General features: G+C 69.2%; 19 protein-coding genes and 5 pseudogenes. 16 read left to right on the top strand and 8 right to left on the bottom strand.

Annotated features, from left to right (window positions below; genetic code table 11):
- Positions 1 to 19 precede the first annotated feature (19 nt).
- The 3 genes from ACQEV8_RS03555 to ACQEV8_RS03545 all read right to left on the bottom strand — a co-directional run bounded on the left by ACQEV8_RS03555 (position 20) and on the right by ACQEV8_RS03545 (position 3,003).
- On the bottom strand, positions 20 to 1,423 hold the full coding sequence (locus tag ACQEV8_RS03555; protein WP_432957247.1) for an NAD(P)/FAD-dependent oxidoreductase: 1,404 nt from the start codon (positions 1,421 to 1,423) through the stop codon (positions 20 to 22).
- A 364-nt stretch (positions 1,424 to 1,787) separates the two neighbouring features.
- Positions 1,788 to 2,273 (bottom strand): RidA family protein, encoded by a 486-nt coding sequence (locus ACQEV8_RS03550; RefSeq protein ID WP_432957245.1) that lies wholly within the window; start codon positions 2,271 to 2,273, stop codon positions 1,788 to 1,790.
- A 49-nt stretch (positions 2,274 to 2,322) separates the two neighbouring features.
- A complete protein-coding gene (locus ACQEV8_RS03545; RefSeq protein WP_432957244.1) occupies positions 2,323 to 3,003 on the bottom strand; it encodes a haloacid dehalogenase type II in 681 nt (226 codons plus the stop codon).
- 289 nt (positions 3,004 to 3,292) lie between these two features.
- On the opposite strand from ACQEV8_RS03545, the gene ACQEV8_RS03540 reads away from it, so the two are divergent.
- From ACQEV8_RS03540 to ACQEV8_RS03485, 12 genes and pseudogenes are all read left to right on the top strand, one after another.
- Positions 3,293 to 3,997 carry a GntR family transcriptional regulator gene (locus ACQEV8_RS03540; RefSeq protein ID WP_432957243.1) on the top strand — a complete coding sequence of 235 codons (705 nt, stop codon included), beginning with the start codon at positions 3,293 to 3,295 and terminating at the stop codon, positions 3,995 to 3,997.
- A gap of 1,051 nt (positions 3,998 to 5,048) precedes the next feature.
- A complete protein-coding gene (locus ACQEV8_RS03535; RefSeq protein WP_432972407.1) occupies positions 5,049 to 5,522 on the top strand; it encodes a RidA family protein in 474 nt (157 codons plus the stop codon).
- A 124-nt stretch (positions 5,523 to 5,646) separates the two neighbouring features.
- Positions 5,647 to 6,753: an alanine racemase gene (locus ACQEV8_RS03530; protein WP_432957242.1), complete on the top strand. Its 1,107-nt coding sequence runs from the start codon at positions 5,647 to 5,649 to the stop codon at positions 6,751 to 6,753.
- A gap of 66 nt (positions 6,754 to 6,819) precedes the next feature.
- Positions 6,820 to 7,562: pseudogene (locus ACQEV8_RS03525) on the top strand (SDR family NAD(P)-dependent oxidoreductase).
- 331 nt (positions 7,563 to 7,893) lie between these two features.
- Complete coding sequence (locus ACQEV8_RS03520) at positions 7,894 to 8,247, top strand: cupin domain-containing protein (protein ID WP_432957240.1); 354 nt, start codon at positions 7,894 to 7,896, stop codon at positions 8,245 to 8,247.
- Between the two features lie 176 nt (positions 8,248 to 8,423).
- Positions 8,424 to 8,606 (top strand): annotated as a pseudogene (locus tag ACQEV8_RS03515) (transposase); the annotation flags it as partial.
- 59 nt (positions 8,607 to 8,665) lie between these two features.
- Positions 8,666 to 9,769: an ABC transporter substrate-binding protein gene (locus ACQEV8_RS03510; protein ID WP_432957238.1), complete on the top strand. Its 1,104-nt coding sequence runs from the start codon at positions 8,666 to 8,668 to the stop codon at positions 9,767 to 9,769.
- Positions 9,762 to 10,900, top strand: a pseudogene (locus ACQEV8_RS03505) (ABC transporter ATP-binding protein). The gene ACQEV8_RS03510 and the pseudogene ACQEV8_RS03505 overlap by 8 nt, the downstream one beginning before the upstream one ends.
- Positions 10,901 to 10,903: 3 nt before the next feature.
- Positions 10,904 to 11,509 (top strand): ABC transporter permease, encoded by a 606-nt coding sequence (locus tag ACQEV8_RS03500; protein ID WP_432957236.1) that lies wholly within the window; start codon positions 10,904 to 10,906, stop codon positions 11,507 to 11,509.
- Positions 11,506 to 11,796: an ABC transporter permease subunit gene (locus ACQEV8_RS03495; RefSeq protein ID WP_432957234.1), complete on the top strand. Its 291-nt coding sequence runs from the start codon at positions 11,506 to 11,508 to the stop codon at positions 11,794 to 11,796. Before ACQEV8_RS03500 ends, ACQEV8_RS03495 begins: the two co-directional genes overlap by 4 nt.
- Positions 11,793 to 12,659: an ABC transporter permease gene (locus ACQEV8_RS03490; RefSeq protein WP_432957233.1), complete on the top strand. Its 867-nt coding sequence runs from the start codon at positions 11,793 to 11,795 to the stop codon at positions 12,657 to 12,659. Before ACQEV8_RS03495 ends, ACQEV8_RS03490 begins: the two co-directional genes overlap by 4 nt.
- Before the next feature lie 52 nt (positions 12,660 to 12,711).
- Positions 12,712 to 14,201: pseudogene (locus ACQEV8_RS03485) on the top strand (NAD-dependent succinate-semialdehyde dehydrogenase).
- 312 nt (positions 14,202 to 14,513) lie between these two features.
- On the opposite strand, the gene ACQEV8_RS03480 reads toward ACQEV8_RS03485, so the two are convergent.
- Positions 14,514 to 14,981 (bottom strand): LysR substrate-binding domain-containing protein, encoded by a 468-nt coding sequence (locus ACQEV8_RS03480; RefSeq protein WP_432972404.1) that lies wholly within the window; start codon positions 14,979 to 14,981, stop codon positions 14,514 to 14,516.
- Between the two features lie 719 nt (positions 14,982 to 15,700).
- On the opposite strand from ACQEV8_RS03480, the pseudogene ACQEV8_RS03475 reads away from it, so the two are divergent.
- The 4 genes and pseudogenes from ACQEV8_RS03475 to ACQEV8_RS03460 all read left to right on the top strand — a co-directional run bounded on the left by ACQEV8_RS03475 (position 15,701) and on the right by ACQEV8_RS03460 (position 18,850).
- Positions 15,701 to 16,794 (top strand): annotated as a pseudogene (locus tag ACQEV8_RS03475) (FAD-dependent oxidoreductase).
- An 18-nt stretch (positions 16,795 to 16,812) separates the two neighbouring features.
- Entirely contained in the window at positions 16,813 to 17,784 is a 972-nt protein-coding gene (locus ACQEV8_RS03470; RefSeq protein WP_432957232.1) for a succinylglutamate desuccinylase/aspartoacylase family protein, read from the top strand.
- A gap of 299 nt (positions 17,785 to 18,083) precedes the next feature.
- Positions 18,084 to 18,326 (top strand): hypothetical protein, encoded by a 243-nt coding sequence (locus tag ACQEV8_RS03465; RefSeq protein ID WP_432957230.1) that lies wholly within the window; start codon positions 18,084 to 18,086, stop codon positions 18,324 to 18,326.
- Positions 18,327 to 18,388: 62 nt separating this feature from the next.
- Positions 18,389 to 18,850, top strand: coding sequence for an Lrp/AsnC family transcriptional regulator (locus ACQEV8_RS03460; RefSeq protein ID WP_432957228.1), 462 nt, complete (start codon positions 18,389 to 18,391; stop codon positions 18,848 to 18,850).
- A gap of 69 nt (positions 18,851 to 18,919) precedes the next feature.
- Here ACQEV8_RS03460 and ACQEV8_RS03455 read toward each other — a convergent pair whose 3' ends face one another.
- The 4 genes from ACQEV8_RS03455 to ACQEV8_RS03440 all read right to left on the bottom strand — a co-directional run bounded on the left by ACQEV8_RS03455 (position 18,920) and on the right by ACQEV8_RS03440 (position 24,769).
- Entirely contained in the window at positions 18,920 to 20,350 is a 1,431-nt protein-coding gene (locus ACQEV8_RS03455; protein WP_432957227.1) for an aldehyde dehydrogenase family protein, read from the bottom strand.
- Complete coding sequence (locus tag ACQEV8_RS03450) at positions 20,343 to 21,431, bottom strand: homoserine dehydrogenase (protein WP_432957225.1); 1,089 nt, start codon at positions 21,429 to 21,431, stop codon at positions 20,343 to 20,345. Before ACQEV8_RS03450 ends, ACQEV8_RS03455 begins: the two co-directional genes overlap by 8 nt.
- A 228-nt stretch (positions 21,432 to 21,659) precedes the next feature.
- On the bottom strand, positions 21,660 to 22,949 hold the full coding sequence (locus ACQEV8_RS03445) for an MDR family MFS transporter (RefSeq protein ID WP_432957224.1): 1,290 nt from the start codon (positions 22,947 to 22,949) through the stop codon (positions 21,660 to 21,662).
- A gap of 11 nt (positions 22,950 to 22,960) precedes the next feature.
- On the bottom strand, positions 22,961 to 24,769 hold the full coding sequence (locus ACQEV8_RS03440) for an ABC transporter permease subunit (protein WP_432972401.1): 1,809 nt from the start codon (positions 24,767 to 24,769) through the stop codon (positions 22,961 to 22,963).
- Between the last annotated feature and the right edge of the window lie 17 nt (positions 24,770 to 24,786).

Raw genomic sequence — 24,786 nt, 5'->3', positions numbered from 1 at the left:
GAGAGCGGTTTCCTTGTCTCTACTCGTGAAGTCCGGCGAGCCTGCTGCCGAATCTGGCCAGGAGCGAGGTCGTGGTGGAACCCCTGCGCTCTTCCCACTGGTCGGCAATGCCGAAGAGCCGGTACATGGCGTGAACGCCCAGCCAGCGGATGGGTTCCGGTTCCCACTTCCGTGCCCGGTAGCCGACCCAGGGAAGGGTGGTCCGTTCGGTTTCCTTCTCGAAGGCGAGCTCCACGAGAGTCCTGCCGCCGACGTAGGCCGACGTGACGCCGTGTCCCGCGTAGCCGGTGGACGATCCGACCCCGGATACCGGGTCCCAGTGCACGCCGCCGTTCCAGTCCCGTGTGACGCCCAGGACTCCCGACCAGGCGTGTTCCACCTCGAAGGGGATGCCCGGGAAGAAGGAACTGAGCTTGTGCGAGATCAGGTCGATGGTGGACTGGGCGGTCGCACCGGCTCCTCCCGTACCGGACCCGAAGCGGTAGGGGACACCGCGGCCCCCCATGGCGATACGGCCGTCCGCCGTCCGCTGGGCATAGATGAACGTGTGCGCGGAGTCGTTGAGGCACTGCGGCCCGTTCCAGCCGATCTGCTGCCACGCCTCCTCCGGCAGAGGCTTGGTCACGATCAACGAGGAGTTGACCGGGATCACGCTCCGGCGGCCGAGCAGCGGTCCCGAATAGCCCTCGGTGCAGATGAACGTCCGGGCGGCGGTGACCCGCCCGTCGGCCAGGGTGAGAGTCCTGCCCGCGACACTGTCCACCCGGCTGCCCTCGTAGATCCGCACCCCCATGGAGGTCAGGGTGTCGGCGAGGCCGTAGACGAGTTTCGCGGGGTGGAACCGCGCGCAGTGCTTGTAGAAGAGCCCGCCGTGGACGGTGGAGATGTTGATCGTGGACTGGAACTCCTCCCGGCCGAGCAGGTGGACCTCGTCGTCGGTCAGCCCGTACTTCAGTTCGGCGTCACGCCTGGCCGCGAGCCGGCCCAGCCCCGCCTGAGTGTGGGCGGCGACGAGTGCGCCACCCTTGTGCTGATCGGCATCGATGCCCTCGGCCCGGAGGATGTCGAGGACCGCGTCGACGCCGGCGACGAATTCCTGCTGAAGCGCCCGGCTCGCCTCCAGCCCTCCCCCGGCGCGGGCGAAGGTGGCACGGTTTCCCGGGGGCATGGCAGAGAGCCAGCCACCGTTGCGCCCCGATGCGCCGTAGCCCACCTGTTCGGCCTCGAAGACGGCGACCGAGAGCGACGGTTCGAGCTTCTTGGCGAAGTACGCCGCCCACAAGCCGGTGTAGCCGCCGCCGACAATGGCCACGTCAACGGAGTCCTGGCCGGTGAAACGGGGGAACGAGGGCTTCTTGTCAGCTAGTTGGGCCACCCAGAAGCCGAGCTCTCCGTTTCTGGGTGGTGCCGCGGGGGCTTTCATGGTGTGTCCTTCAGCTGTCTCTGGGAACCGCGGGGGTCGGTACTGGAAGGGTGCGTAGCCGGCGTTGACGGGGGAGGGGACGCCCCGGTGAGGTACGAGAACTCCGACGACGCGGGGGAAGAGGACGGCGTCGGCGATCACCTCGGGAGCGGCGGGGCGTCTGACCGGGGCTCTGCCTTCACGCTGTGGCGTGTGGCCTCGAGGTCGGACCTGCGCTGGAAGGAAGCCTCGATGGCTCGGTCGACGCTGTTCTGACATCGCGTCGGCCGGCACGATCGGCGCAGGGGTGCCCATCGTGCCGGCCGAGGGCGTCGAGGGTTTGCCGGAGCCCGGTCACAGCCCGCTGCTCATGACCGGCTCGCCGCTACACCGCAGTGCAGATCACCTGGATCTCGACAGGGGTGTTGAGCGGCAGCCCGGCGACACCGATCGCGGTGCGCGCGTGCCGTCCGTTCTCACCCAGTACCTCGATGAGCAGTTCACTGGCCGCGTTGGCGACGTTCGACTGCTCACCGAAGTCCGGCGTGCTGGCCACGAAGACCAGCATCTGCACGATCCGGACCCGGTCCAGATCGCCCACTGCCTGCACAGCGGCGGCGAGCGCGTTGAGCGCGGCATGGCGTGCGAGCTCCTGCGCGGTCTCCAGCTCCACGTCCCGGCCGACAACGCCCTGCCCCAGCAGCTCGCCGTCCTTGAAGGGGAGTTGGCCGGAGAGGTGGATGGTGGAGCCCACCGTCCGGTGGGGCACGAGGTACGTGGTGCCGGCGAGGACGGGTAGCTTCAGTCCCAGGGCCTGGAGCCTTTCTGAAGCCGAGTCACCCTTGACGGTCTGAGGCAGGGGCTGATTCATTCCGTCACCGCCTTGCTGTGGATCATTTCCTCAGTTCTCCGCTCGGGCGTCAGGGGCGCGGCAGACCGAAGAGGACGGGGAGGTCGGCGATGTCGGTGATCCGCTCGTAGCCGAGCCAGTGCTCGTCGTGCTCCCAGCCGCGGTCCACGTACACCTTGTTCTCGATGCCCATGATCGCCGCGGAGCGCAGGTCGTACATCGGGCTCGCGGATACATGCACGAGCTCGTCGGGTGTCACGCCGAGCTTGTCGAACATGTAGTCGAACGTGCCGAGTCGCGGCTTGTAGATGCCCATCTCCTCGGCGCTGATGATGACCTCGAACGGCGCCTTGAGGTTCTCCGCGAGGCGCACGGCGTGCGCGGTGTCGCTGTTCGTGATGATCACCAACGGGACCGCCTCGGCCAGGCGGTTCAGCGCCTCGGTGACACCGGGGTGCGGGCCCCACGTGGGGATGCGCTCGTACACCGCCCGCGCATCGTCCTCGCGGTACTCGAGACCGACCTTGCGCGAGGCGCGTTCCATGGAACGCGCGACGACCTGGTGGAACGGCTGGTAGGCGCCCGTGCACTCGTCGATCCGGTACGCCTTGCAGATCCGCAGGTATTCATCGGCGATCTCGGTCGGCAGCCGGTCGCCCAGGACCTCGCGCATCGTGTCGTTGATTCTGAAGTTGATCAGCGTGCCGTTCATGTCGAACGTCACGAACTTGGGCTTGACGTCGAATCCCACTGGTCCTCCTAGTGCTCAGTGGAGCAACCTGCCCCTTTAGTCGATTGTCGACCATCTGACTGGTCGATTGTCGACCAAGTTGGTCTGGGCTGTCAACAGAGTCAGAGGGGTGTCCAGGGCGCCGGAGTTGATCCGCTTGCGCGCAAATGAGGTGATCGGCGGATCGGGCGCAAGGCTGTGAATCCAGGAACTTCCTGCCAGGCAACCGAGTTGAGGTGTGGCTACAACCGGCGGAGGTATAGTCGACAAACGACCAAGTGGTCGACAAGCACTGAGGGAGGGCGACGGGGTGGACCACAAGTTCGAGTGGCAGGCGCAGCGGATGACGACGCCGGACGGCGTCTACCGCACACTGCGTGCCGCCATCCTCGACGGGACCGTACCGCCTGGTGGCCAGCTGCGCGAGGCGCACATCGCCGCAGATCTCGGCATCAGCCGGTCCCCGCTGCGCGAGGCGCTGACCAAGCTGGAGGAGGAAGGGCTCGTCGTCAAGATTCCCTACCGTGGGGCGTTCGTCGTAGAGGTGAGCGCTCGTGAGGTCGCCGAGATCGACTCGGTCCGGCTGCGTGTCGAGCCGTATGCCGCCGAGCTCTCGGCCGAAGCGCTGCGCGGTCCTGAGCGGCCCCAGTTGCTGCAGACCGTCGAGGATCTCCGCCGGGCAATGGAGAAGGACGACATCCCGGCCAGCATCGACGCGCACCTTCGATTCCACAGGCTCTTCTACGATCTCTCGGGGCACGGCGTCCTGCAGAGTCTCTGGAACGGCTGGGAGACCAAGCTGCGCCTCCACCTCAGCGTCGATCACCGCACTTACAGCGACGACCCGCAGCAATTGGTCGTCGAGCACGAGAGGTTGGCCGCGGTTGCCCTGGAAGGCGACACGGACGCGTTCCGCCAGGAACTGGCTGCCCATTTCCCCATGGGGCTGGGGGCCCTGCGGGAGCCCCAGGGGAAGGCGCGCCCCGGCAAGGATGAGGCCGTGCCGCCTGCGTGAAGTGTCCAAGCCCGCTCGCCACCGTGATGTTGTGACCAACGTCGAAATGTCAAGATCAAGCTCGCACTGCCGTGCGATCTTGTAGCGGATCTTGAGCGAGGGTTGCCGGTTGCCGGTTGCCGGTGCCGGGCGGCGCGATGGAGCGAGCGGGCGGGCGACGACGGGACGTTCAAGACTGTGGGGGTAGCTGCGCGGGTGGGGCCGTTCCTCCAGAGGCGGCGGGGCGCGGCGGCCTTGTGTCATACGCGCGGCTTCTCCCGCGGCGCAGTCGCCGTCGACCCCGGTGCGCTCGATGATCGATGCGACCACGGGCAGGTGGCTGGGAGTCACGGTGGAAATGCGGAAAGGCTCCGGTCCGCCAGCAGCATGCCCGTCGGCAGGGTTCCCGGCAGACGGCCGGCGAAGTTCTGCTCGCTGACGAACCGCGACCGAACGCGGCATGGACCACTGCACGTCCCGCACCCCATCAGTGCCGACGCCCGGATCTTCCCGAACCCGGATCGAGCGGCTGCGCGGAGTCCTGGGTGCCTCTCATACCGGCCGCAATCGGTCGCGTTCTGTCCGGTCGGCAGCCCCGTACGCCATGACGGACTCGATCGCGCACCGCGACCCGGCCCAGGCGCCGATGCACCGAGTTCGTCGAGGGTGCCCCGGTGCGGGCTGGCTCGGTCTCTGACGTCGGCCCCTTGAGCGAAGCGCAGGTGTGCGGTCGCCCAGGCGGACCCGAACCCGGAGGAACCCCCTGAGGCCGGTGAGCCGGGGCGCGGCTGCACCTGTGGCTTCCAACAGCGACGGGTGCAGCCGCACGTGGTGTTCCGGGGCCGCATTCGAGGTTGAAGTGTGTATTGACAGTGCTCGACGGCCAGCCATATGGTCGACAAACGACAAAACGGTGGCAGTTTTAAGCCACCATACGGCGATTTGTCGCCGCTGTTACTCGAGAGGAGAGCCGAGTGCAGATGATCGGGATTCATGTGAAGCGGGTTCGCGTGGCCAACTGTGCGGTTATGTGCCCTGGTCCGTCCGCGGAGGTGGCTCGGTGAGCCAGTCCGTGACTTCGGCAGCGAACACCGACTCGGCTTCCGATCGGCTTCAGGCCTTGGGGCTGGCCCTTCCCGAGCTCCGTGACAACCCGTACTACGTGCACCACCGGAGTGTGGGCTCCAGCATCTACATTTCGGGTCAACTGCCTTACCAGGACGGTTGGCTGCTGGGGCAGGGAGTTGTCGGCGTGGACGTGGAGCTGGAGGAGGCTCGGGAGCTCGCGCGCCATGCCGCGCTCAACGCGCTCGCCGCCGCTGTGCAGGCGGTGGGCGATCTGGAGCGGGTCCGGATCGTGCAGATGCTGGTCTTCGTGGCCAGCACGCCGGACTTCGGTGAACAGTCGCAGGTCGCCAACGCGGCCAGTGAACTGCTCATCGAGGTACTGGGTGAGAACGGACGGCACGCCCGCACCGCGATCGGTGTCGCCGGGCTGCCCCTCAACAGTCCGGTCGAGATCCAGATGGTCTGCACCCCTGCGTAGGGCGGGCCGGACGGCGGTGCACGCAAGTGCGCTCGCTATCGCGGGCCGCGCGCGTTCGGCATCCAGGGGGGAATCAGCACCCGCGCCCCTCGATCATTCCAGGCAAAACCACAAGGAGGGCAGCGTGAACCGGCTGCAACGAGCACTCGACGCTCTGGCCGAGCGGATCGACACCCCCGCGCCGATCGTGCTGGTCGACGTCATGCAGGGAAACATCGACCGCATCCAGGGCTTCGCCGACCAGCGCAACCTCAAGGTCAGGCCGCACATCAAGACCCACAAGTGCGTGGAGATCGGGCGACGCCAGATCGAGGCCGGCGCGGTCGGGATCACCGCGGGGAACGTCGGTGAGGCCGAGGTCTTCGCCGCGGCCGGGTTCGACGACATCTTCCTCGCCTACCCGATCTGGGCCGCGGGATCGAAGAAGCCCCGGATCCGGCGGCTCGCCGAGTCCGCCCGGCTGCGGGTCGGCGTCGACAACGTCGCGGCGATCGAGGCCCTCGCCGGCGCGATGGGAGACCAACCGGACCGGCTGCAGGTCGTGATCGAGGTCGACTGTGGCGCCCGTCGTTCCGGGGCGCCGCCCGAGGTCGCGGGCGACCTCGCGCTCGCCGCCCGAAAGCGCGGTCTGGTGCCGGTGGGCGTCTTCACCTATCCAGGTCACGGCGGCGCCGGTCGCGACGCTCGCCGGCGCGCCGCGCAGGACCAGGAGGCCGCGCTCACCACCGCGGTACGCAGCCTCGCCGGTGTCGGGGTCACCGCTGAGGTGGTGAGCGCCGGCTCCACTCCCACCCTTGAGTTCTCCACCAGCAGCGTGATCACCGAGATCCGTCCCGGCGAGTACGTCTTCGGCGATCTGAACAACGCCCGGCTGGGCTCCTGCACGGAGGACCAGATCGCGCTGTTCGTCGCCGGCACCGTGGTCAGCGACTGGGTCCCCGACCAGGTCATCGTCGATGTGGGCAACAAGGCCCTCAGCAAAGAAGGAAGCCCCGAGATCGGCTACGGCGGCATCGCCGGCACGAAGGCGGTCCTCTCCAAGGTCAACGAGTACCACGGGTTCCTTCCGCTGCCGGACGGCGAGTTCCGACCCAGCGTCGGCAGCGTCGTACCGGTCGTGCCGAACCACGTGTGCCCGGTCGTCCTCGGCTTCGAGGAGCTGATCGTCACCGACAGCACGGGCACGTCGCTGCAGCGCTGGCCGGTCGACGCCCGCGGATTCCTCAACTGACCGGCCCCAGGGACACGACCCCGTGGCCGAGCCCGCAACCCGACGACCGACCTCCCCCTTGAAGGAATGCCTGACATGAGACTCAACAACGTAACGGCCCTGGTGACCGGCGCCAGCAGTGGCATCGGACAGGCGGTGAGTTCCCACTTCCGCCGCGAGGGCGCGCGCCTGCTGCTCACCGGCCGCAAGGAGCGGCTCGACAGCACTCAGCCCGATGACCTGTACGTTTCCGGAGACCTCAACGACGAGGCGTTCGTCGAGCACCTGGCCAAGCAGGCCGCCGAGTCCTTCGGCACCGTCGACGTCGTCGTCCTCAACCACGGCCTGCAGGCGACCAGTCCGCTCACCGAGATGGCCTGCGACGACGCGAAGAGCGTGCTGGAGAGCAACCTGCTCAGCGCGTTCCTGGTGATGAAGCACTTCGCGCCGCTGATGCCCGAGACTGGTGGCTCGTTCGTCTGCGTCAGTTCACGGCTGGGCATGGTCGGCATGTCCGGGCAGGTCCTGTATTCCGCCGCCAAGGGGGGCCTCATCATGCTCGCCAAGGGCGCGGCGATCGAATGGGCTCCGCGCAACATCCGTGTCAACGTCGTCGCTCCGGGCCTGACCGCCACTCCGATCATCGAAGCGGCGTTCCAGCGCAGGCCCGACCCCGAGGGCTACCGCCGCGAGCGCGAGAGCACGATCCCTCTCCAACGCCTCGCCACCCCGAAGAGGTCGCCGACGCGGTGCTCTTCTTCGCATCGTCGGAGTCGTCGTACGTGACCGGATCGGTCCTGACCGTCGACGGCGGGTACACCGCTTCCTGAACACCCCTGCTGTTCATCACCACAAGCAATGGGCTGAACGACCTGCCTCCCGTCTCGCCTTCTGCCTCGTGCGACCGCCGATAGCGGCACGACGATCGAACCCGCGTCGAGCGCATGCCCCATTCGCCACCCTCGAACGGCGCCACCCTCAGTGCGCCCCTGCCGACAACCGCATCCGCCCCCCCGGGCTCCCGGCACCAGCCGCGATGCGTCGCCAGCCTCCGCACATCGGGAACGGGCCACTCCCACGAGTGCGTGCCAGACGCCGCTCGGCAACGGCTCATCGACCGTGGCCGCGGCTACCAACTTCGCAAGCTCAAAAAGGAAAGACATGTCGCTCCTGAAGGCCATCGACACCGATCCCTCCTTCGCGCCGCGCGAGTCCGGCCCGCTCCCGGAACGTCTGGTTTCCGGCAACCCCGCCTTCAAGACCTGGGCCCAGGACGTCGCGCGTGGGGAGACGATCCATACGGGTGTCTGGGAAGCGACGCCCGGCGAGACGCGCTCGATCAAGGGCGAGACCTTCGAGTTCTGCCACCTCCTCTCCGGCGTCGTCGAAGTCACACCCGAAGGCGGCGAGCCGGTGATCTACAAGGCCGGCGACAGCTTCGTCATGAAGCCGGGCTACGTCGGCGTCTGGAAGACCATCGAAACCGTGCGCAAGATCTACGTGACCGTGAAGTGACGTCGATTGCGGGCCCCGATCGTCTTCGGGATCTCTCGCGAAGCTACCTGCTGAGCAACGTCCTCGGGGCCGATGGACTGCTCGGCCCGTCCCTCAGCCGCAGGCCCGGCTCTGCTTCATCCCTCACGAGAGCCCTCATACTGCGGCTCCGGTGAGGACCGCTCTCACCCCGCTGGGTCACCTCCTGCCACGGCTCCAGCTTCCCCACCGCCACTCACCCGGTCTTCTGGCCGGCGTTGCTCCGACGACAAGGTCGTCGGGGACTTCGATCCACGGCGAACACGCGCCCAAAGCGGCGATCGGCAACCCAAGCGGCCGATGCTCTGACCGCGTTCGCCACCCTGCACCACCCCCCCGCGCCCGCGAGGTAAAGCCCCGCACAGCTGGTCCCACGCGTCCCCAGATGAGGAGTATTGCCATGAGTGATGCCCAGATCGGTCGTAGAGCGCTCCTGCGCGGAGCAGGCGGTCTCGCCGCCCTCGCCGCTCTTCCCTCCCTCTCCGCCTGCGGTACCGGTACCAGCCGGTCCGTCGCCGGCAGCGGTGGTAAGGGCGGCAAGACGGTGGTCGTCCGTGACAGCGGTGGTTCCTATGGTGCGGCTCTGCAGAAGGCGGTCTATACGCCGTTCACGCAGGAGACCGGCATCCAGGTGAAGGTGCTGAACCTGGACGACGCGCCGCTGCTGGCGCAGATCAAGCAGGGCCGCCCGCAGTGCGACCTCATCAACAACTCGATGATGTCGCACACCAAGTACGTCCAGCAGGACGCCCTGGAGACGCTGGACCGGGACCGGCTCAGGAGCGTGAAGAGTGCGAAGATCCCCGACGCCCAGATCACCGACCATGCGATCGGCCACAGCTTCTACGGTCAGTGCATCGGCTACCGCACGGATGCGTTCGGGGGCAAGAAGCCGGAGTCGTGGGCGGACTTCTGGGACACCAAGGCGTTCCAAGGTGCCCGTTCGATGGTCCACCCGGACGGTGACCTGCCGGAGCTGGAGTTCGCGCTGCTGGCCGACGGCGTGCCGATGGACAAGCTGTACCCGCTCGATGTGGACCAGGCTTTCAAGGTGCTGACCCGGCTGCGGCCGGACATCAAGAAGTACTGGGACAGCGGCCCGCTCCCCGGTGTGCTGCTCAGCCGCCAGGAAGTGACGATGTCCACCGTCTGGGACGGCCGGCTGGCCGATCTGCAGAAGCAGGGCGTCCCGGTGGAGCGGCAACTGAACGGCACGCGCCGTCAGTTCTCGGGTTATGCCATCGCCAAGGGCGCGGCCAACGCGGACAACGCCTACCAGCTGATGGACTTCTCGCTGCGTGCGGAGAGCCAGGCCGCGCTGGTCAAGTTCTTCCCGTCGAACCCGTCCTCGCCGGTGGCCTACGAGAAGCTGAGCGAAGGCGAGCGCAACGCGTCCGCGGGTGCGCCGAAGTATTACGACAAGGGTTTTGACGCGGATGTCGACTGGTGGCTGAAGAACGAATCGGCCGTCACCAAGCGTTGGTTGGAGTGGGCTCGTGGCTGAATTCGGTATCGCGGCACCGTCGGTGAAGGTGGCTGGCGGCAAGCCGGCCACGGCGACCGGAAAGGCGCTGTCGGTGGTGGGATTGCGTAAGACGTACGGGGATGTGGTCGCTGTCGATGAGGCGTCGATGGAGATCGCGGCGGGGGAGTTCGTCACCTTCCTGGGCTCGTCCGGGTCGGGCAAGACCACGACGTTGATGATGATCGCCGGGTTCTGTGAACCCGATTCCGGCACGATCACCGTCGGGGACCGGGATGTGACGCGGCTGGCGCCGCAGAAGCGAAACCTCGGCTTCGTCTTCCAGCAGTATCTGCTCTTCCCGCACATGACGGTGCGGGAGAACGTCGCCTTTCCGCTGACGCTGCGCGGGGTGGGCAAGGACGAGATCCGTCGCCGGGTGGGGGAGACGCTGGAGATCGCGGGCCTGTCCGGGTTCGGTGGCCGTAAGCCGCGTGAGTTGTCCGGTGGTCAGCAGCAGCGTGTGGCGTTGTGCCGTGCGCTGGTCTACCGGCCGCCGGTCATCTTGATGGACGAGCCGCTCGGTGCCCTGGACAAGAAGCTGCGTGACCAGCTCCAGGTGGAGATCAAGACCATTCAGCAGGAGCTCGGCCTGACTGTCATCTATGTGACGCATGATCAGGAAGAGGCGCTGGTGATGTCGGACCGTATCGCGGTGATGCGTAACGGTCTGATCGAGCAGTTCGACACCCCCGGGAGTTGTTCGAGCGGCCCAGGACGCCGTTCGTGGCGGACTTCCTGGGTGCGGCGAACTTCCTGCCCGGCCGCATCGAGCAGCACACCGACGAACACACCCTGGTCCGTCTTACCCAGTCCGGCAGTCTGCTGAAGGCGCGCCGCCACCAACTGCCCACCGGTACTGGGGTCAAGGTCGCCGTGCAGCCGGGCCGGCTGCGGGCCTGTGCCACCGACGACGGGTTCTGTACCGGCACGGTCGAGACCGCCACCTACGTGGGCACGCTGGTGCGCGCGGGGGTGCGCATCGACGGCGGTGACGCGCCGCTGCTGCGCCTGGAGGTGCCGGCAGGCCGTGGCCCCGTCGCCGGCGAGGGAATCGGCATCTGCGCGGACCCCGAGGACGTCAACCTCTTCGCCGACGAACAGGCAGGGTGAGCCATGGCAGCCCTCACCGCCACCACCCCCGCACGCCCCCGCAAGCTCCTGGCCTCGCGCCGCACGCGGGTCGGGATCTTCTACGCACTGCCGGTCGTGGTCTATCTGCTGGTGTTGTTCGTCTACCCGATCTTCTCCACGCTGCTGCTGAGCCTGAAGAACGCGGACGGCTCTTTCACCCTGCACTGGTACGCCGACGCGCTGACCGGCGTGAACCTGTCGGTGTTGTTCACGACGTTGCGGATCTCCGCGGAAACAGCGGTCCTCAGTCTCGTGTTCGGGTTCGTTCTGGCCCAGGCGATCACCCGGCTGAAGCCGGTCATGGCGGGCCTGGCGATGCTGGTCGTCGTCGTGCCGCACTTCGTCAGCGCCCTGGTACGCACCTACGGCTGGATCATCATGCTCGGCGACAAGGGCCTGGTGAACGAGACCCTCACCAGCATGTCGGTCCCCGGAGCGCCGTTCCAGCTGCTCTACAACGAACTCGGTGTGGTCATCGGCACCACCTCGATGATGCTCCCGTACACGGTGCTACTGCTGTACGGCGTGATGCGGGGGTGGACCGGCGTCTGCTCGCGGCGGCGTCCAGCATGGGTGCGGGCAAGGTGACCATCTTCCGGCGTATCTATCTGCCGCTGGTCGCCCCGGGTCTGGCCAGTGCGGGACTGCTCAGCTTCATCCTGTCGCTGGGTTACTACATCACCCCGGCCCTGATGGGCGGACCGGATCAGACGATGATCGCCACCCTCATCAACCAGCAGGTCACCAAGGACAACCAGTGGAACGGGGCCGCCGCGCAGGGCGTGATCCTGCTGGTGCTCACCCTGGCCGGGCTGCTGCTGGTCAAGGTCGTCACCTCGCTCGGCGCCAGCCGTAAGAAGAGGAGCGCCGCATGATGGAACTGCGCAAGTCCCTCACGGGACGGATCGCCCTCACGGCCGTGGCCACCGTGATCCTTTTGTTCTTGGCGCTGCCGATCGTGGTCATTCTGGTCACCTCCTTCAGCAACAACGCTTTCGCCTCGTTCCCGCCGGAGGCGTGGACGCTGAACTGGTACAAGGCGCTGTTCGCCGATGGCAGCAAGTGGCCCGCCGCGCTGTCCCTGAGCGCCCTGGTCGCGGCCTTGAGTACCGTGTTCTCCCTGGTCATCGGGGTGACCGCGGCGACCGCTCTGGTCCGCAGCGAACTCCCGCTGCGCTCGGCGGTCTTCGCGCTGGTCCTCGGGCCGCTGCTCATTCCGCAGATCGTCACCGCCCTGGGCCTGTTCCTGTTCTTCGAGCCGGCCGCGATGCTGGGCAGCCCGATCGCCATCGCTCTGGGGCACACGGTGCTGGCCGCACCGATCGCGGTGCTGATCCTGATCGCGACGCTGCGCGGGATCGACGAACGCCTGGAGGACGCGGCGGCCAGTATGGGTGCCGGCCGCCTGACCATCGCCCGGAAGATCACCTTTCCCCTGGCGGCGCCGGGCATGATCGCGGCGGCGGTCTTCTCCTTCATCACCAGCTTCGACGAGTTCTACATCTCGCAGTTCCTGTCCTCCGTCGACACCGTCACGCTGCCGGTGCAGGTCTACAACTCGCTCACCTTCGAGATCGACCCGAGCGTGACCGCGGTCAGCGCGATCCTCATCGCCTTCGCGATCCTCGCGCTCGGCCTGGTGGCCCTGGTGCGCTGGCTCGGCTCCGGACGCCAGGAATCCCTGCTCTCCGTCGAGAACACGGTCGGCGTCGCCAACCCCGCAGGCGAAGCCGTATGACCACCCACCGATCGTGCTCTCACAACACCATCCTGCGATCAGCGAAAGAGCCATGCGCATGACTGACACGCTCACCGCTCCCTCAGAGGAGTCGGCAGTCCTCGAATCCGTCCCCCGTGGCTTCCTTGCCCACGACTGGCAACCCGCCACCGGTGGTCGCACCTTCGAGGTGCACAACCCCGCGACCGAAGAAGTCATAGCCACCGTCGCCGACTGCGGCGCACAAGACGCGCTGAAAGCACTGGACGCGGCGGCTGCGGCCGCCGACCAATGGGCCCTCACCAGCCCCGGGACCGCGCGAGAGTCCTCCACCGGCTCACCGACTCGATGACCGAGCACCGTGAGCGTCTGGCCCGGATCATCACCCTGGAGATCGGCAAGACGATCACCGAAGCGCGGGGCGAGGTCGACTACGCCGCAGCCTACTTCCGCTGGTACGCCGAGGAGGCGGTCCGCCCGCACGGGCGGAGCACACCTTCCCCGGACGGCAGGAGCCACATCGTCACCGTCGCCGAACCGGTCGGGCCCTGCCTTCTGATCACTCCGTGGAACGTGCCGCTGGCCATGGCCGCACGCAAGGTCGCCGCCGCCCTGGCCGCGGGCTGCACCGCCCTGCTCAAGCCGGCGGCGCTCACGCCGCTGTCCTCCCTGGTCCTCGGAGAGCTGGCCCGTGAGGCCGGCGCGCCCGCGGGTGTCCTGACCGTGATCACCAGCAGTGACGCGGCAGCAGTCAGTACGGCGCTGCTGACCGACCCCCGGCTGCGCAAGCTGTCCTTCACCGGGTCCACCCCGGTCGGCAGGCTGCTGCTTCAGCAAGCCGGTGCGCGGGTGCTGCGCACCTCGATGGAACTGGGCGGCAACGCGCCGTTCCTGGTCTTCGACGACGCCGACCTCGACCTCGCTGTCCGCGAAGCGATGATCGCGAAGATGCGGCTGGGCGGCCAGTCCTGTGTCGGCGCCAACCGATTTCTGGTCCAGGAGGGAATCGCCGACGCGTTCGCCGCGGCGATGGGCGGACAGATGGCCGCTGTCCGTGTGGGTCCCCCGGACCGGGAAGACACCGAGCTCGGTCCGCTGGCCGACCACCGGGCGGTGGACAAGGTCCGCCATCTCGTCGAGGACGCCGTGGCCCGTGGTGCCGTCGTCATCGGCAAGGCGGACATCCCTGACGGTCGGGGCCACTACGCCGCCCCGACCGTGCTGGACCACGTCCCCGCCGACGCCGCGATCATGCACGAGGAGGTCTTCGGACCCGTCGCCGCCATCCACCGGTTCTCCACCGAGGCCGAGGCCATGGCGGTGGCCAACAACACCGAGCACGGCCTCGCGTCGTACGTGATGACGTCCCACATCGACCGTGCCCGCCGGGTCGCCGCACGTCTGCAGGCCGGAATGGTCGGCATCAACCGCGGGCTGGTCTCCGAGGTCGCGGCGCCCTTCGGTGGGGTCAAGCAGTCCGGCCTGGGCCGCGAAGGGGGACCCGAGGGCCTCCACGAGTACCAGCAGCTCAAGTACTTGTCGATACCTGGCTTCAACACCTGAGCAAGCCGACGTGAGCGCAGGGCTCGCCCGCGTCCTGGCCGGGCAGCGCAGTGACCAGTGTGCTGCTCCGTTCCGCATAGTCCACCGGCTGTATTGACCTGCGGCCTTGTTGACGCGACAGGAGTTCTCGGGCCGGCAGCTGTGGCTTGATGTCGAGTCGGACTGTGTTGCGGACCGACAACCTCGTCCGCCGCGCAGGTCAGGTTCCGGACGAAGGGCAAGGTCCTGCGTCTGGCCGCCTGCACCAACCGCGCGGAACCCCTCGTGGCCGCCACCGTCGTCCAGCAGGCGAAGCTGCGCCTGGTCCGGTGGTCACACTGGTTCGGAGTCGATTTCGAGTCCGCTCGTCTTGGCCCGCAGCCATGCCGTCAACCGGCGGACGCGTTCGTCCTGCTCGGGTGATCGACGGCTGAGGAGGTGGTAGCTGGTGCCGTCGGGGACGAAACCGAAGGGTGCGACGAGTTGCCCCCGCTCCAGGTCGTCGCGGGCGACGGCATACGGGGCGATGGCGACACCGACGCCGGCCGCGGCGGCCTGGAGGGTCAGGTAGAAGTGCTCCAGGGTCTGCTGAGAGGCGGGCTCTGCCTTCATGCCGGTGATACGTCGCCAGTCGTCCCACGCCTGCGGCCGTGTGTCGGTGTGCAGAAGGTTTACCTGCGATACGCCGGCGGCGCCGGTCAGGCGGGTCGCGAGATCGGGCCGGCAGACGGGGCCGATCCGTTCTGCGAACAAGCGGGTCCGGCTCGCCTCTTCGGGGAACGGGAAGTCGTCTCGGCGGATCGCGAGCTCGATGTCGTCCCGCTCGAAGAAGACAGGGCCGCTGCGCCGGCGTCGATCTCCTCGCGTACCGCGCCACCGATGCCGACCCTCTCGACCTGGTCCGCGCCGCCCGCGCCGCCACCACCGGCCGCCTGGTCGTCGCCGGATCGATCACCAACACCGATCAGATACAGGCGCTCGCAACAGCCGGAGCCGACGCCTTCACCATCGGATCCGCCGCCTTCGACGGCTCCTTGCAGCCTCACGCCGGCGCCCTCCGGTCCCAACTGGCCCCAGTGGTGAGTCTGTAGCGTGAGCCGCCCCGGGAACTCAGAAGCGAGGAGGCTCGGAGCTTCCCCGAGCGGGGGGACGCGGTCACCGCTTCGCCGTCCGGGATGAAGTGGCATCCGCCAGTGCACGAAGACCGGTAAAGGCCACAGGCGAGGTGAGGTCGAGTCACGAGGCCATCCGCTGGACCTCTTGACTCCCCCTGAGCCGCTGCCATTCTCTGTGCCAGATAACAGCACGACATACCACATTGTGGCACAAGGAAGGGTTCGGGAGCGGGGATGGGTCCCCGAACCCGGGACGAACACGAACCTTGGGGCCCCAAGGGCGCGCCTCCTCCAAGCCGCCACAAAGCATCCTCACGCGCGGGCCCAGCTTGCGGCCCGGCGATATGAAAGGAAAGTTCTGTGCCAGCTGCGAGGAAGCGCGTCGCGGTGGTCGGCGTGGGAACGATGGGCAGCCAGGCCGCCTGGCGGCTGGCCTCCCGGGGTGCCGAGGTCGTCGGCTACGACCGGTTCGCGCCCGGCCACGACCGCAGTGCCGCAGGCGGTGAGACCCGGGTCTTCCGCAGTGTGCAGACCCACGACGGCCGCTATGTGCCGCTCGTCCGGCACGCCGACGCCCTCTGGAAGCGGTTGCAGGCGGAGACCGGGCGGGAACTGCGCCGTCTGATCGGAGCCCTGGTCATGGGGCCGGCCGACGACCCCGAGATGCGTACCGTCATGGACGGCATCGCCCAGCACGGCCTCGACCACGAGGTGATCGACACCGAGGCGATGACGAAGCGGTTCCCGCATTTCCGCGTCGACGACGGGGACCTGGTGGTCCTCGACTCCCACGCGGGGTTCGTCCGCCCGGAGCTGACGGTCCAGACCGCGGCCCGGCGTGCCGAGGAGCTGGGGGCCCGGATCCGCCGCTACACCCCGGTGCGGGAAGTCACTCCCGTTACCGGGGAGGAGTGGAGATCCGCACCGACACCGACACCGAGCGCTTCGACGCCGCGGTCGTCACCCCGGGCCCCTGGGTGGGCGACCTGCTGCCCGACCTGCCGTGGGAAGTGAGCGTCTACCGCGCCATCAGCGCCTGGTTCCTGCCCCACGAGGACCACCCGGCGGACGCCGAACGTCCCGCCTTCATCCGCTGCGGCGACATCCCCTTCTACGGCATCCCGTCCCCGGACGGCCTGGCCGTCAAGCTGGGCCTGCCCCAGCCCCACCACAAGCCCGTGGACGACCCCAACCGGCTGAACCGGACCGTCGCACCGGAAGAACTGGAGACCTTCACCACGGCGGTGCGACGCCACCTGCCCGGCCTGAACCCCGACCCGGTGCGCCTGTCCGTCTTCATGGAGGGCTACACCGACAGCACCCGCCCTCTGGTCGGCCCCCTGCCGGGCTGCGACGACATCGTCCTGCTGGCTGGCTTCTCCGGCCAGGGCTTCAAGATCTCGCCCGCCATGGGCGACATCGCCGCGGACCTCGCCCTTCAGGGCCGCACCTCCCAGCCGATCGACTTCATCACCACAAACGGCCGCACCGCGGCCTGAGCACGAACGAGGAAAGCCATGACCCTGACCATCGGCACGCTGAGGGCCGATCCCGGCCGGAAGACCCGCGGGAGCCTGCCCGCCGACCTCGGCACCACGACAGTGGAGGTGCCCCTGATCCTCGTCAACGGCTCCCGGCCCGGCCCCAGGGTCGTGATCACCGGTGGAGTCCACGGAGGCGAGTTCATCGGCGTCGACGCCGCCACCCGCCTGGCCGGGCTGCTGGAACCGGACGAGGTCGCCGGCCAGGTGGTGATCTGCCCGGTGGCCAACCCGCCGGCCGTCTACGGGGGCAGGCTGAACATCTCCCCGCTTGACGGGGTGAACATCAACCGCGTCTTCCCCGGCGACGAGGACGGTGGCCCCACCGACCGCATGGCGGCCTGGCTGTTCGAGAACCTGCTCGACGGCGCCGACGCCTACGTGGACCTGCACAGCGGCGGAATCGACCAGCACCTGCTCGACTTCGTCGGCTACCGACTGGCCTCCGACGACGAACTGGGCGCGAAGACCAAGGCCATGGCCCACGCGGTCGGATACGAGCGGGTCATCTTCGGCACCAGCCCGGACGGCGGCAACAGCCACGCCGCGGCGAACCGTCAGGGCATCCCCGCGATCCTCGTCGAGACCGGCCAACTCGGCGACCGCGACCCCGCCACCGTACGCAGGCTCCTCGACGGCCTGTACCGGCTCCTGCACCACCTCGGCGTCATCGAGGCGCCGCAGCACCTCGCGCCGGTGGCCGTGCAGCCGCGCGACTGGATCTGGACGGGCGAGGTCGAATCCCCGGCCGCAGGCCTCTGGTACCCGGACGCGGTCACCGGTGACGAGGTGACCGAGGGGCAGACCATCGGCCGCATCATCGACCCGGCCGACCGCGCCGAACTCAAGGTCTCCGCCGTCTCCACCGGAACGATCATCTACAACATGAACGGGCTGACCGTGCGCCCCGGCTCGCACCTCGCCGCCATCGCCACCCCCCATGCCTGACGAGCCCCATGCCCAGCCCACTGAGCCGCCCCCATCCCGGTGAGCCGGCCTTCCCGTCGAACTCGCACCCTCCGTCAAGGTGGCCGGCGTCAAGCCGGCCACCGAAACTACGGGGACGTCGTCGCCGTCGACGAGGCGTCCATGGAGATCGCCGGGCCCTGGTCCGACGGCGTGGAACAGCAGAGCGGCGGGCACATCCTGGTCCGCTTCGGCCGGAGCGGCGGCCTGCTGAAGGCCCGTCGCCACGGCCTCACCCCGGCACCGGGTCAAGGTCGCCGTCAGCCGGGCCGACTGCGGGCATGCGCGCCACCGGCGGCTTCTGTACCGGCGCGTTCGAAACCGTCACCCACGTCGGCACCATGGTCCGCGCGGGCGTACGCAGCTTCAGTGATCCCGCCGAAGTGAGCCTGGATGCCGGAAGCCGGAAGGACAGCCTTCCGAAGCGTCGGCCCGGGACGAGCCAGAACGCGCCGGAGACTCTTCCCGCGCGCAACAGCAGGGGGGCCGGGCGGCTGTCGTGGCCGCGCCGTCCCATGGTCTGAGGCGGTCCCGCCTGCCGCGGGGTCTTACGACCTCGACCGATTCGCGAAGGAGACGGTCCGCCGTGGACACCATCGACGAGAAGATCATCGCGGAGCTGACCCGCAACGCCCGCACCTCGCACTCCGAGCTGGCCGCCAAGGTGCTGCTGTCCCGCAACGCGGTGCGTCAGCGCATCGAACGCTTGGAGCGCCAGGGCCACATCGCCGGCTACACCATCGTCCGCGCGGGCCACGACACCGGCGATGTGGTCTCCGCGCTCGTACTCGTCTACCGCCGGGACCGCATGCGTGGCGGCGAGGTCCTGGCCGCGCTCAAACGCATCCCCGAGGTCGTCATCTGCGAGATCCTCAGCGGCGACTTCGACATCATGGTGCGCCTGGAGGCGGCCTCACTGGAACGCGTACGGAGCATCTGGGAGGAGATTGCCAAGATGCCGGGCGTACAGGACACGGTCACGGCGCTCACCCTGTCCAGGGTGGTCGACCGACCGCGAGGAGAGCGGAGTTCTGTGGCGGCGGGGTGAGCAGCGTGGCCTGCTCCCGGCCACTGCGCTGCAGGACGGACCTTCGGCGTCTCGTCACTCGCGCTCGGGTCATTGGACCACGTCAGTGATGTGGTTGACGCAGACGACCTTGGGCTGGGTCATCTCCTCGAAGGCGAAGCGCACGCCTTCGCGGCCCATGCTGCCGTACTTGAACCCGCCGAACGGCATGGCGTCGAAGCGGTAGTCGGACGAGTCGTTGATCATGACTCCGCCGGCTTCCAGCAGCCGGGCCGCGGTCAGGGCGCGGTCCAGGCGCGAGGTGAAGACGCCCGCGTGGAGGCTGTAGTCGATGGCGTTGGCCTGCTCGATGGCGTCCTCGAAGGACGTGAACGGCTGCAGCACGACGACCGGGGCGAACACCTCCTCCTGCCAGATCGAGCAGGTCGCCGGGACCTCTTCCAGGACGGCCGGCGTGTACAGGGCGCCGGTGGCCTCGTTGCCGCACAGCAACACCGCGCCCTGGGCCACCGCCGTGTCGACCTTGGCCCGGGTGGCGGCCGCGGCCTGCGGGGTGATCATGGGGCCGACGTCGGTGTGCTCGTCGAGCGGGTCGCCGACGCGCAGCAGTTTGGTGCGGGCGACGAAGGCGTCGCGGAAGCGCTCGTAGACCTCGGCCGCGATGAGGATCCGCTGGGTGCCGATGCAGTTCTGGCCGGCGGCCCAGAACGCGCCGGAGACGCAGGAGGCGACGGCCTCGTCCAGGTCGGCGTCGTCCATGACGATGACCGGGGCGTTGCCGCCCAGGTCCATGGCGAGCTTTTTCAGGCCGGCCGTGCGGCTGATGGCCTCGCCGGTGGTGAATCCGCCGGTGAAGGACACCATGCGCACGTCGGGGGCGGCGACGATCGCGGCGCCGATGCCGGCATCGCCGTTGACGACGGTGACGATCTCCTCGGGCAGGCCGGCCTCGATGAGGGTGCCGACCAGGCGCAGCGCGGACAGTGGGGTCAGTGCGGACGGTTTGAGGATGACCGCGTTGCCGCCGGCGATGGCCGGGCCGAGTTTGTGGGCGACCAGGTTGAGGGGGTCGTTGAACGGGGTGATGGCGGCGATGATGCCCAGCGGCTCGCGGGTGAACCAGCCCTGCCGTTTCTCCGAGCCCTCATAGGAGTCGAAGGGGATGACCTCGCCGGCGTTGCGCCGTGCCTCCCCTCCGGACAGGGACAGGGTGTTGACCGCGCGGGCGACTTCCTTGCGGGCCTGCGCGATGGTCTTGCCGGACTCACTGACGATCAGCTGGGCGAAGGACTCGGCGCGCCGCTCGACCAGATGGGCGGCGCGTTCCAGGACCCCGGCCCTGGAGGCGCGGGACAGCGCGGCCGCGGTGCGGCGCCCGCACCTGGCCTGCTGCAGGATGCCGCCGACGGCGCCCGCATCCACGGTGGGCACCGAGGCGATGACCTCGCCGGTGTAGGGGTTGAGCACGGGCGCCGTGTCGGTGCGGAGTTCGACGCCGGGGGCCACGATGGTCTCAGACACGGTGAGTCTCCTGGAGAACGGGGCGCGTGGGGGCGGTGTCGTCGTCGGCGTGGCGCTGGTGGATGGCGATGATGTCCGCCAGCAGGGCGTAAGCGGTCTCGATACGGCCGGCGCCCGGGCCCGAGACCGTGACGGTGCCCAGGAGGTCGGTGTGGAAGGCGACCGCGTTGAGGGGGCCGGAGACTCCCGCCAGCGGATGGTGTGCCGGCAGGGCGAGCGGGGCGACGCGGGCGTCGACGCTGCCGTCCTCGTGGCGGGTGGCGGAGCCGACCAGCTTCCAGCGCAGCCCCTTGGAGGCGGCGTCCCGCACCTCGTCCGGTGTGATCGCCGAGATGCCCTCGCGGAAGACGTCCTCGCGGCGCAGGTCGGCGCCGAGGACCTCGTTGGCCAGGATCATGACCTTGAGCTGGACGTCGTGGCCCTCGATGTCGGCGGTTGGGTCGGCTTCGGCGTACCCGAGGCTCTGGGCTTCGGCGATGGCGGCCGACAGTTCGATGCCCTCTTCGAGGCGGCCCAGGATGTAGTTCGAGGTGCCGTTCATGATGCCCTGGACGCCGGTGATCTGAAGGCCGCCGAACATGCGCTCGGCGGTGCGCAGGACGGGGGTGCCGCTGAGGACCGAGCCCTCGAACTCGAAGCTGACACCACGCTCGGCAGCCAGTTGCTTCAGTGCGCGGCCGGCGAGTGCGACCGGTCCCTTGTTGGTGGTGCACACGTGCTTGCCCGATTCCAAAGCCCAGCGCACGTGGGAGAGGGCCGGCTCGCCGTCGGTGGGGTTGGTGAACGTCGCCTCCACGACGATGTCGGCCGGCACCTCGCGGATCACCCACTCGTTGTGCGGATCCGCGCTGCCGCCGGTCAGGCCCGCGAAGCTCAGCTCCCCGGGCTCCGTGGCCAGCAGCGGCGCCAGATCGATGCCGTCGGTGTCCACCAGGGAACCGGCCCGCAGATCGGTGATCGCCACCACCCGCAGGGCGAAACCCAGCTCCTCGGCCAGGCGGCCCCCGCTCTGGGATATGAGTTCGGCGAGCGCACGATTGACGCCGCCGAATCCGATGAGGGCGAGATCGTATCGGCCCATGAGATCGCTCCTTAACAGTCCGCCGCCTTCACGGTGCGGCTGCTTAAGAGCCTCACTTCTGCGCCTGTCACCTGCTCCATGTCACAACGGCCACCACGCATGCCGATCTGCTGTGTCCGATGGCGATTTGCCCACCCAAGGCCGGTGGCACCCGGGTCGCTCCAGCTGAAGGCGGAGGGCTGGGGAAGACGAGGTCCCCCATCCTCAGGGCGAAGCAGGACAAAACCGTCAGTGGCCCGGTGACGCACCGACCGTACGTTTCGGGCGGCTCGGCAGCAGACCCACCGCGAGGGCCGGAACGGCGGCGAGGAGAAGCCACGGCACGGCGGCCGGGAGCCCCAGATCGAGCAGGGAGCCGGTGGCCGAGCTGCCGATGAGGACGATCAGGCCGGAGACGGAGGACAGCGCTCCCGTGTAGAGGCCGATGCGGCCGTCTTCGGCTAGGTCGGGCACCCAGGCGCGGGCGGCGGGGACGACCAGCATCTGGCCGAGGGTGAGCAGGACGACGTACCCGGCGGCGGGCAACAACCCCGCCACCCCCGTCCAGCCGGCCGGCCGGGCGGCGGCCACGACCCCGAAACCGGCCGCGATGAGCAGCAGCCCGGCGATCATTGAGCGGCGCAGGCCGAGCCGGTCACCTGCCCAGCGCGTGACGGGCAGTTGGGCGCAGACGACCAGCAGGGAGGACAAAGCGAACAGCCAGGACAGGGCCGCCTGGGAGCCGGTCGCGCGCTGCACCTCCTCCGGCAGGGCGAGGTAGAGCTGGTTGTAGGCGAGCAGGTAGGTGCCGTACGCGCAGCACAGGGCGAGGAAGCGGCGGTTGCGCAGCAGTACGCGTGCGCCGCCCCGCTGCCGCGTGCGCACTCGGCCGGGGATGTGCTGCGGCATCAGCCGGATATGCCCGGCCAGGACGAGGACGAAAACGGCGGCTCCGGCGAGGCAGGCGGTGCGGAAGTCCACGGCGAGCAGCAGGCCGCCGAGCAGCGGGCCGACGAAGGCACCGGCCTGTCCGGCCGCGCTCAGCAGAGCCAGCACCCGAGTACGTGAACCGTGGCCCTCCTCCTCCCAGATCACCGCCTGCCGGGCCACTTCGGACTCCACCGCCGGGGAGAACAGCGCGGCGGCGAAGCCGATGAGGAGCACCGCGCCGATCACCGTCCAGGTCTGCTCCGCGTACCCCAGCCAGACGAACCCGGCGACCCGCAGCACGCAGCCGGCCAGCACGATCGCGCGCACGCCGTAGCGGTCGACGAGTGCGCCGCCGACCACGAAGAGGCCCTGCTGGCTGAAGGTCCGCAGGCCCAGGACGAAGCCGACCATCCACCCCGCCATGCCGAGCGCGGTGCCGAGGTGCTCGGCGAGGAACGGCAGGACGGCGTAGAAGCCGATGTTGAAGATGAGTTGGGTCAGGAGGAGCAGCCGCAGGAGCGGTGACAGGTGTTTCCAGGTGTGCTCGCGTGAAGGCTTCGTGGACCGGGCGGTTCGGCGGGGCAGGACGCGGGAGAGGAGATCGGTCATGGCGGTGCCCGTCAGTTTCTGGGAGGTGTGAATACGGGCGTGCGCGGTGGCTCCGGCACCGGCTGCGCCGTCCCGCGGGGATGGTCCGTGGGCGCTCCAGGGTGGGACGACGCCGACCGCCTCAGTCGGGGGATGCGTACTCCGCCGGCCGCCGTGACCGCGAGCGCTCCGAGCATGGCCAGGACGGCGGCCGGGGCGAGGACGGCCCAGGGGGCGCGTTCGGCATACGGCTGGTTCTCGGCGAGCAGCAGGCCCCATTCGGGGGAGGGGGGCTGGGCACCGAGGCCGAGGAAGCTGAGCGCGGCCAGGCTCAGGGCGATGCCGGGCAGCCGGAGCAGGGCGTGGCGGACGACGGGCGGCAGCACGGCTGGGAGCACTTCGCGGGTGAGCAAGTACCAGTCGGTGGCGCCGAGGGCGCGGGTGGCGGTGAGGTGGGTGGTGGCGCGTTCCTGTTGCAGGAGGGCGGAGGTGTGGGTGGCCAGGGGGGTCCAGGCGCCGACGGCCACGGCGATGACCGGGGTCCATGGGCCGCTGCCCGCGAGGCCGGTGACGAGGAGTCCGGCCAGGACGGGTGGTATGGCGTTGACGGTGTCGGCCACGGGCCCGCACAGGCGGGGGAGCAGGCCCAGCAGGATGCCGGTGACGAGGGCGACGGCGCTGACGGCCAGGGCGATACCGAGGGTGGTGAGCGCGCCGTGGGCGACGCGGGCCAGGATGTCGCGCCCCAGCGCGTCGCTGCCGAATGGATATGTGAAAGAGGGGGGTTGGAGCCGGGCGGCTGGGTTCAGCGCGAGCGCGTCGCGTGGCAGGCCGAAGCCGATGACGGCGGCCAGCAGCGCCCCGTACAGCAGGGGGAGGATGCTGCGCCTCGGCGGTGCGGGCGCATGCAGGGATTGCAGGGCGCCGTCGTGCAACGCGGGACCGATGAGCAGCCGGGCAGTGAGTCGCGCCAGGGCACTGGCGACTGCGGCGAGCAGGACCAGGGTGAGCGTGCCGGTCTGCAGGACAGGCAGGTCCTGGGCGAGGGCGGCGCGCAGGGTGAGCCGGCCCAGACCGGGGATGTCGAAGACCTGTTCCACGGCGACGGCGCCGCCGGTCAGGCTGACCACGAACAGTCCCGTGTTGGGCAGCAGCCCGGGCACGCAGCGCCGCACCGCTTTGCGGGCCACGGACGAGGGCGGGACGCCGCGGGCGGCCGCTGCCAGCGCCCACGGCTCGGCGAACGCGCCGGGCAACAGGTCGTCCAGGAGCTGCCCGAGGACCGCTCCGGCGGGCAGACCGAGTGCGAGGGAGGGCAGGACCATCCACTGGGGGCCGTACCAGCCCAGAGCGGGCAGCCACCCGAGCTGTACGCCGACGACCGAGGCGAGTACGGAGGCGACGAGGAACTCCGGCAGCGCGGCCAGCACCGCCGATCCGGTGCCGCCCGGACGCCTGGTGTCCAGCTGGCGCCTGGAGCCCAGCCACAGGGTGCGGGCGCACACCGCGGCGGCCGTGCATACGGTGACTGCGATCGCCCCGGCCATTAGCATCAGGGAGACGCCGAGGGCCTGCGTGACGGAGGGCAGCACCTGGCCGCCGGAGACCCAGGAGCGGCCCGCCTCCCCGTGCAGCAGCCCGCCCAGCCAGCGCCCGAGAAGCGGCAACGGGCCGTCGCTCAGGCCGAGTTGGTCCCGTACGGCCAGCAGCGCCTCGGGAGTGGGATCGCGCTCGGCTGAGCGGGCCTTGAGTACGGTCAGCGCGGGGTCGGTGCGCGACAGCCAGGGCAGCAGGCCGATCGCGCAGACCAGCGCGGCGGCGAGTACGGCCCGCCACAGCAGTGTGAGGCCGCCGCCCC

Source organism: Streptomyces sp. CA-179760 (assembly GCF_050937045.1).
In the GTDB taxonomy this organism is placed as follows: Bacteria; Actinomycetota; Actinomycetes; order Streptomycetales; family Streptomycetaceae; genus Streptomyces.
This window is presented reverse-complemented; position numbering and strand designations above follow the sequence as displayed.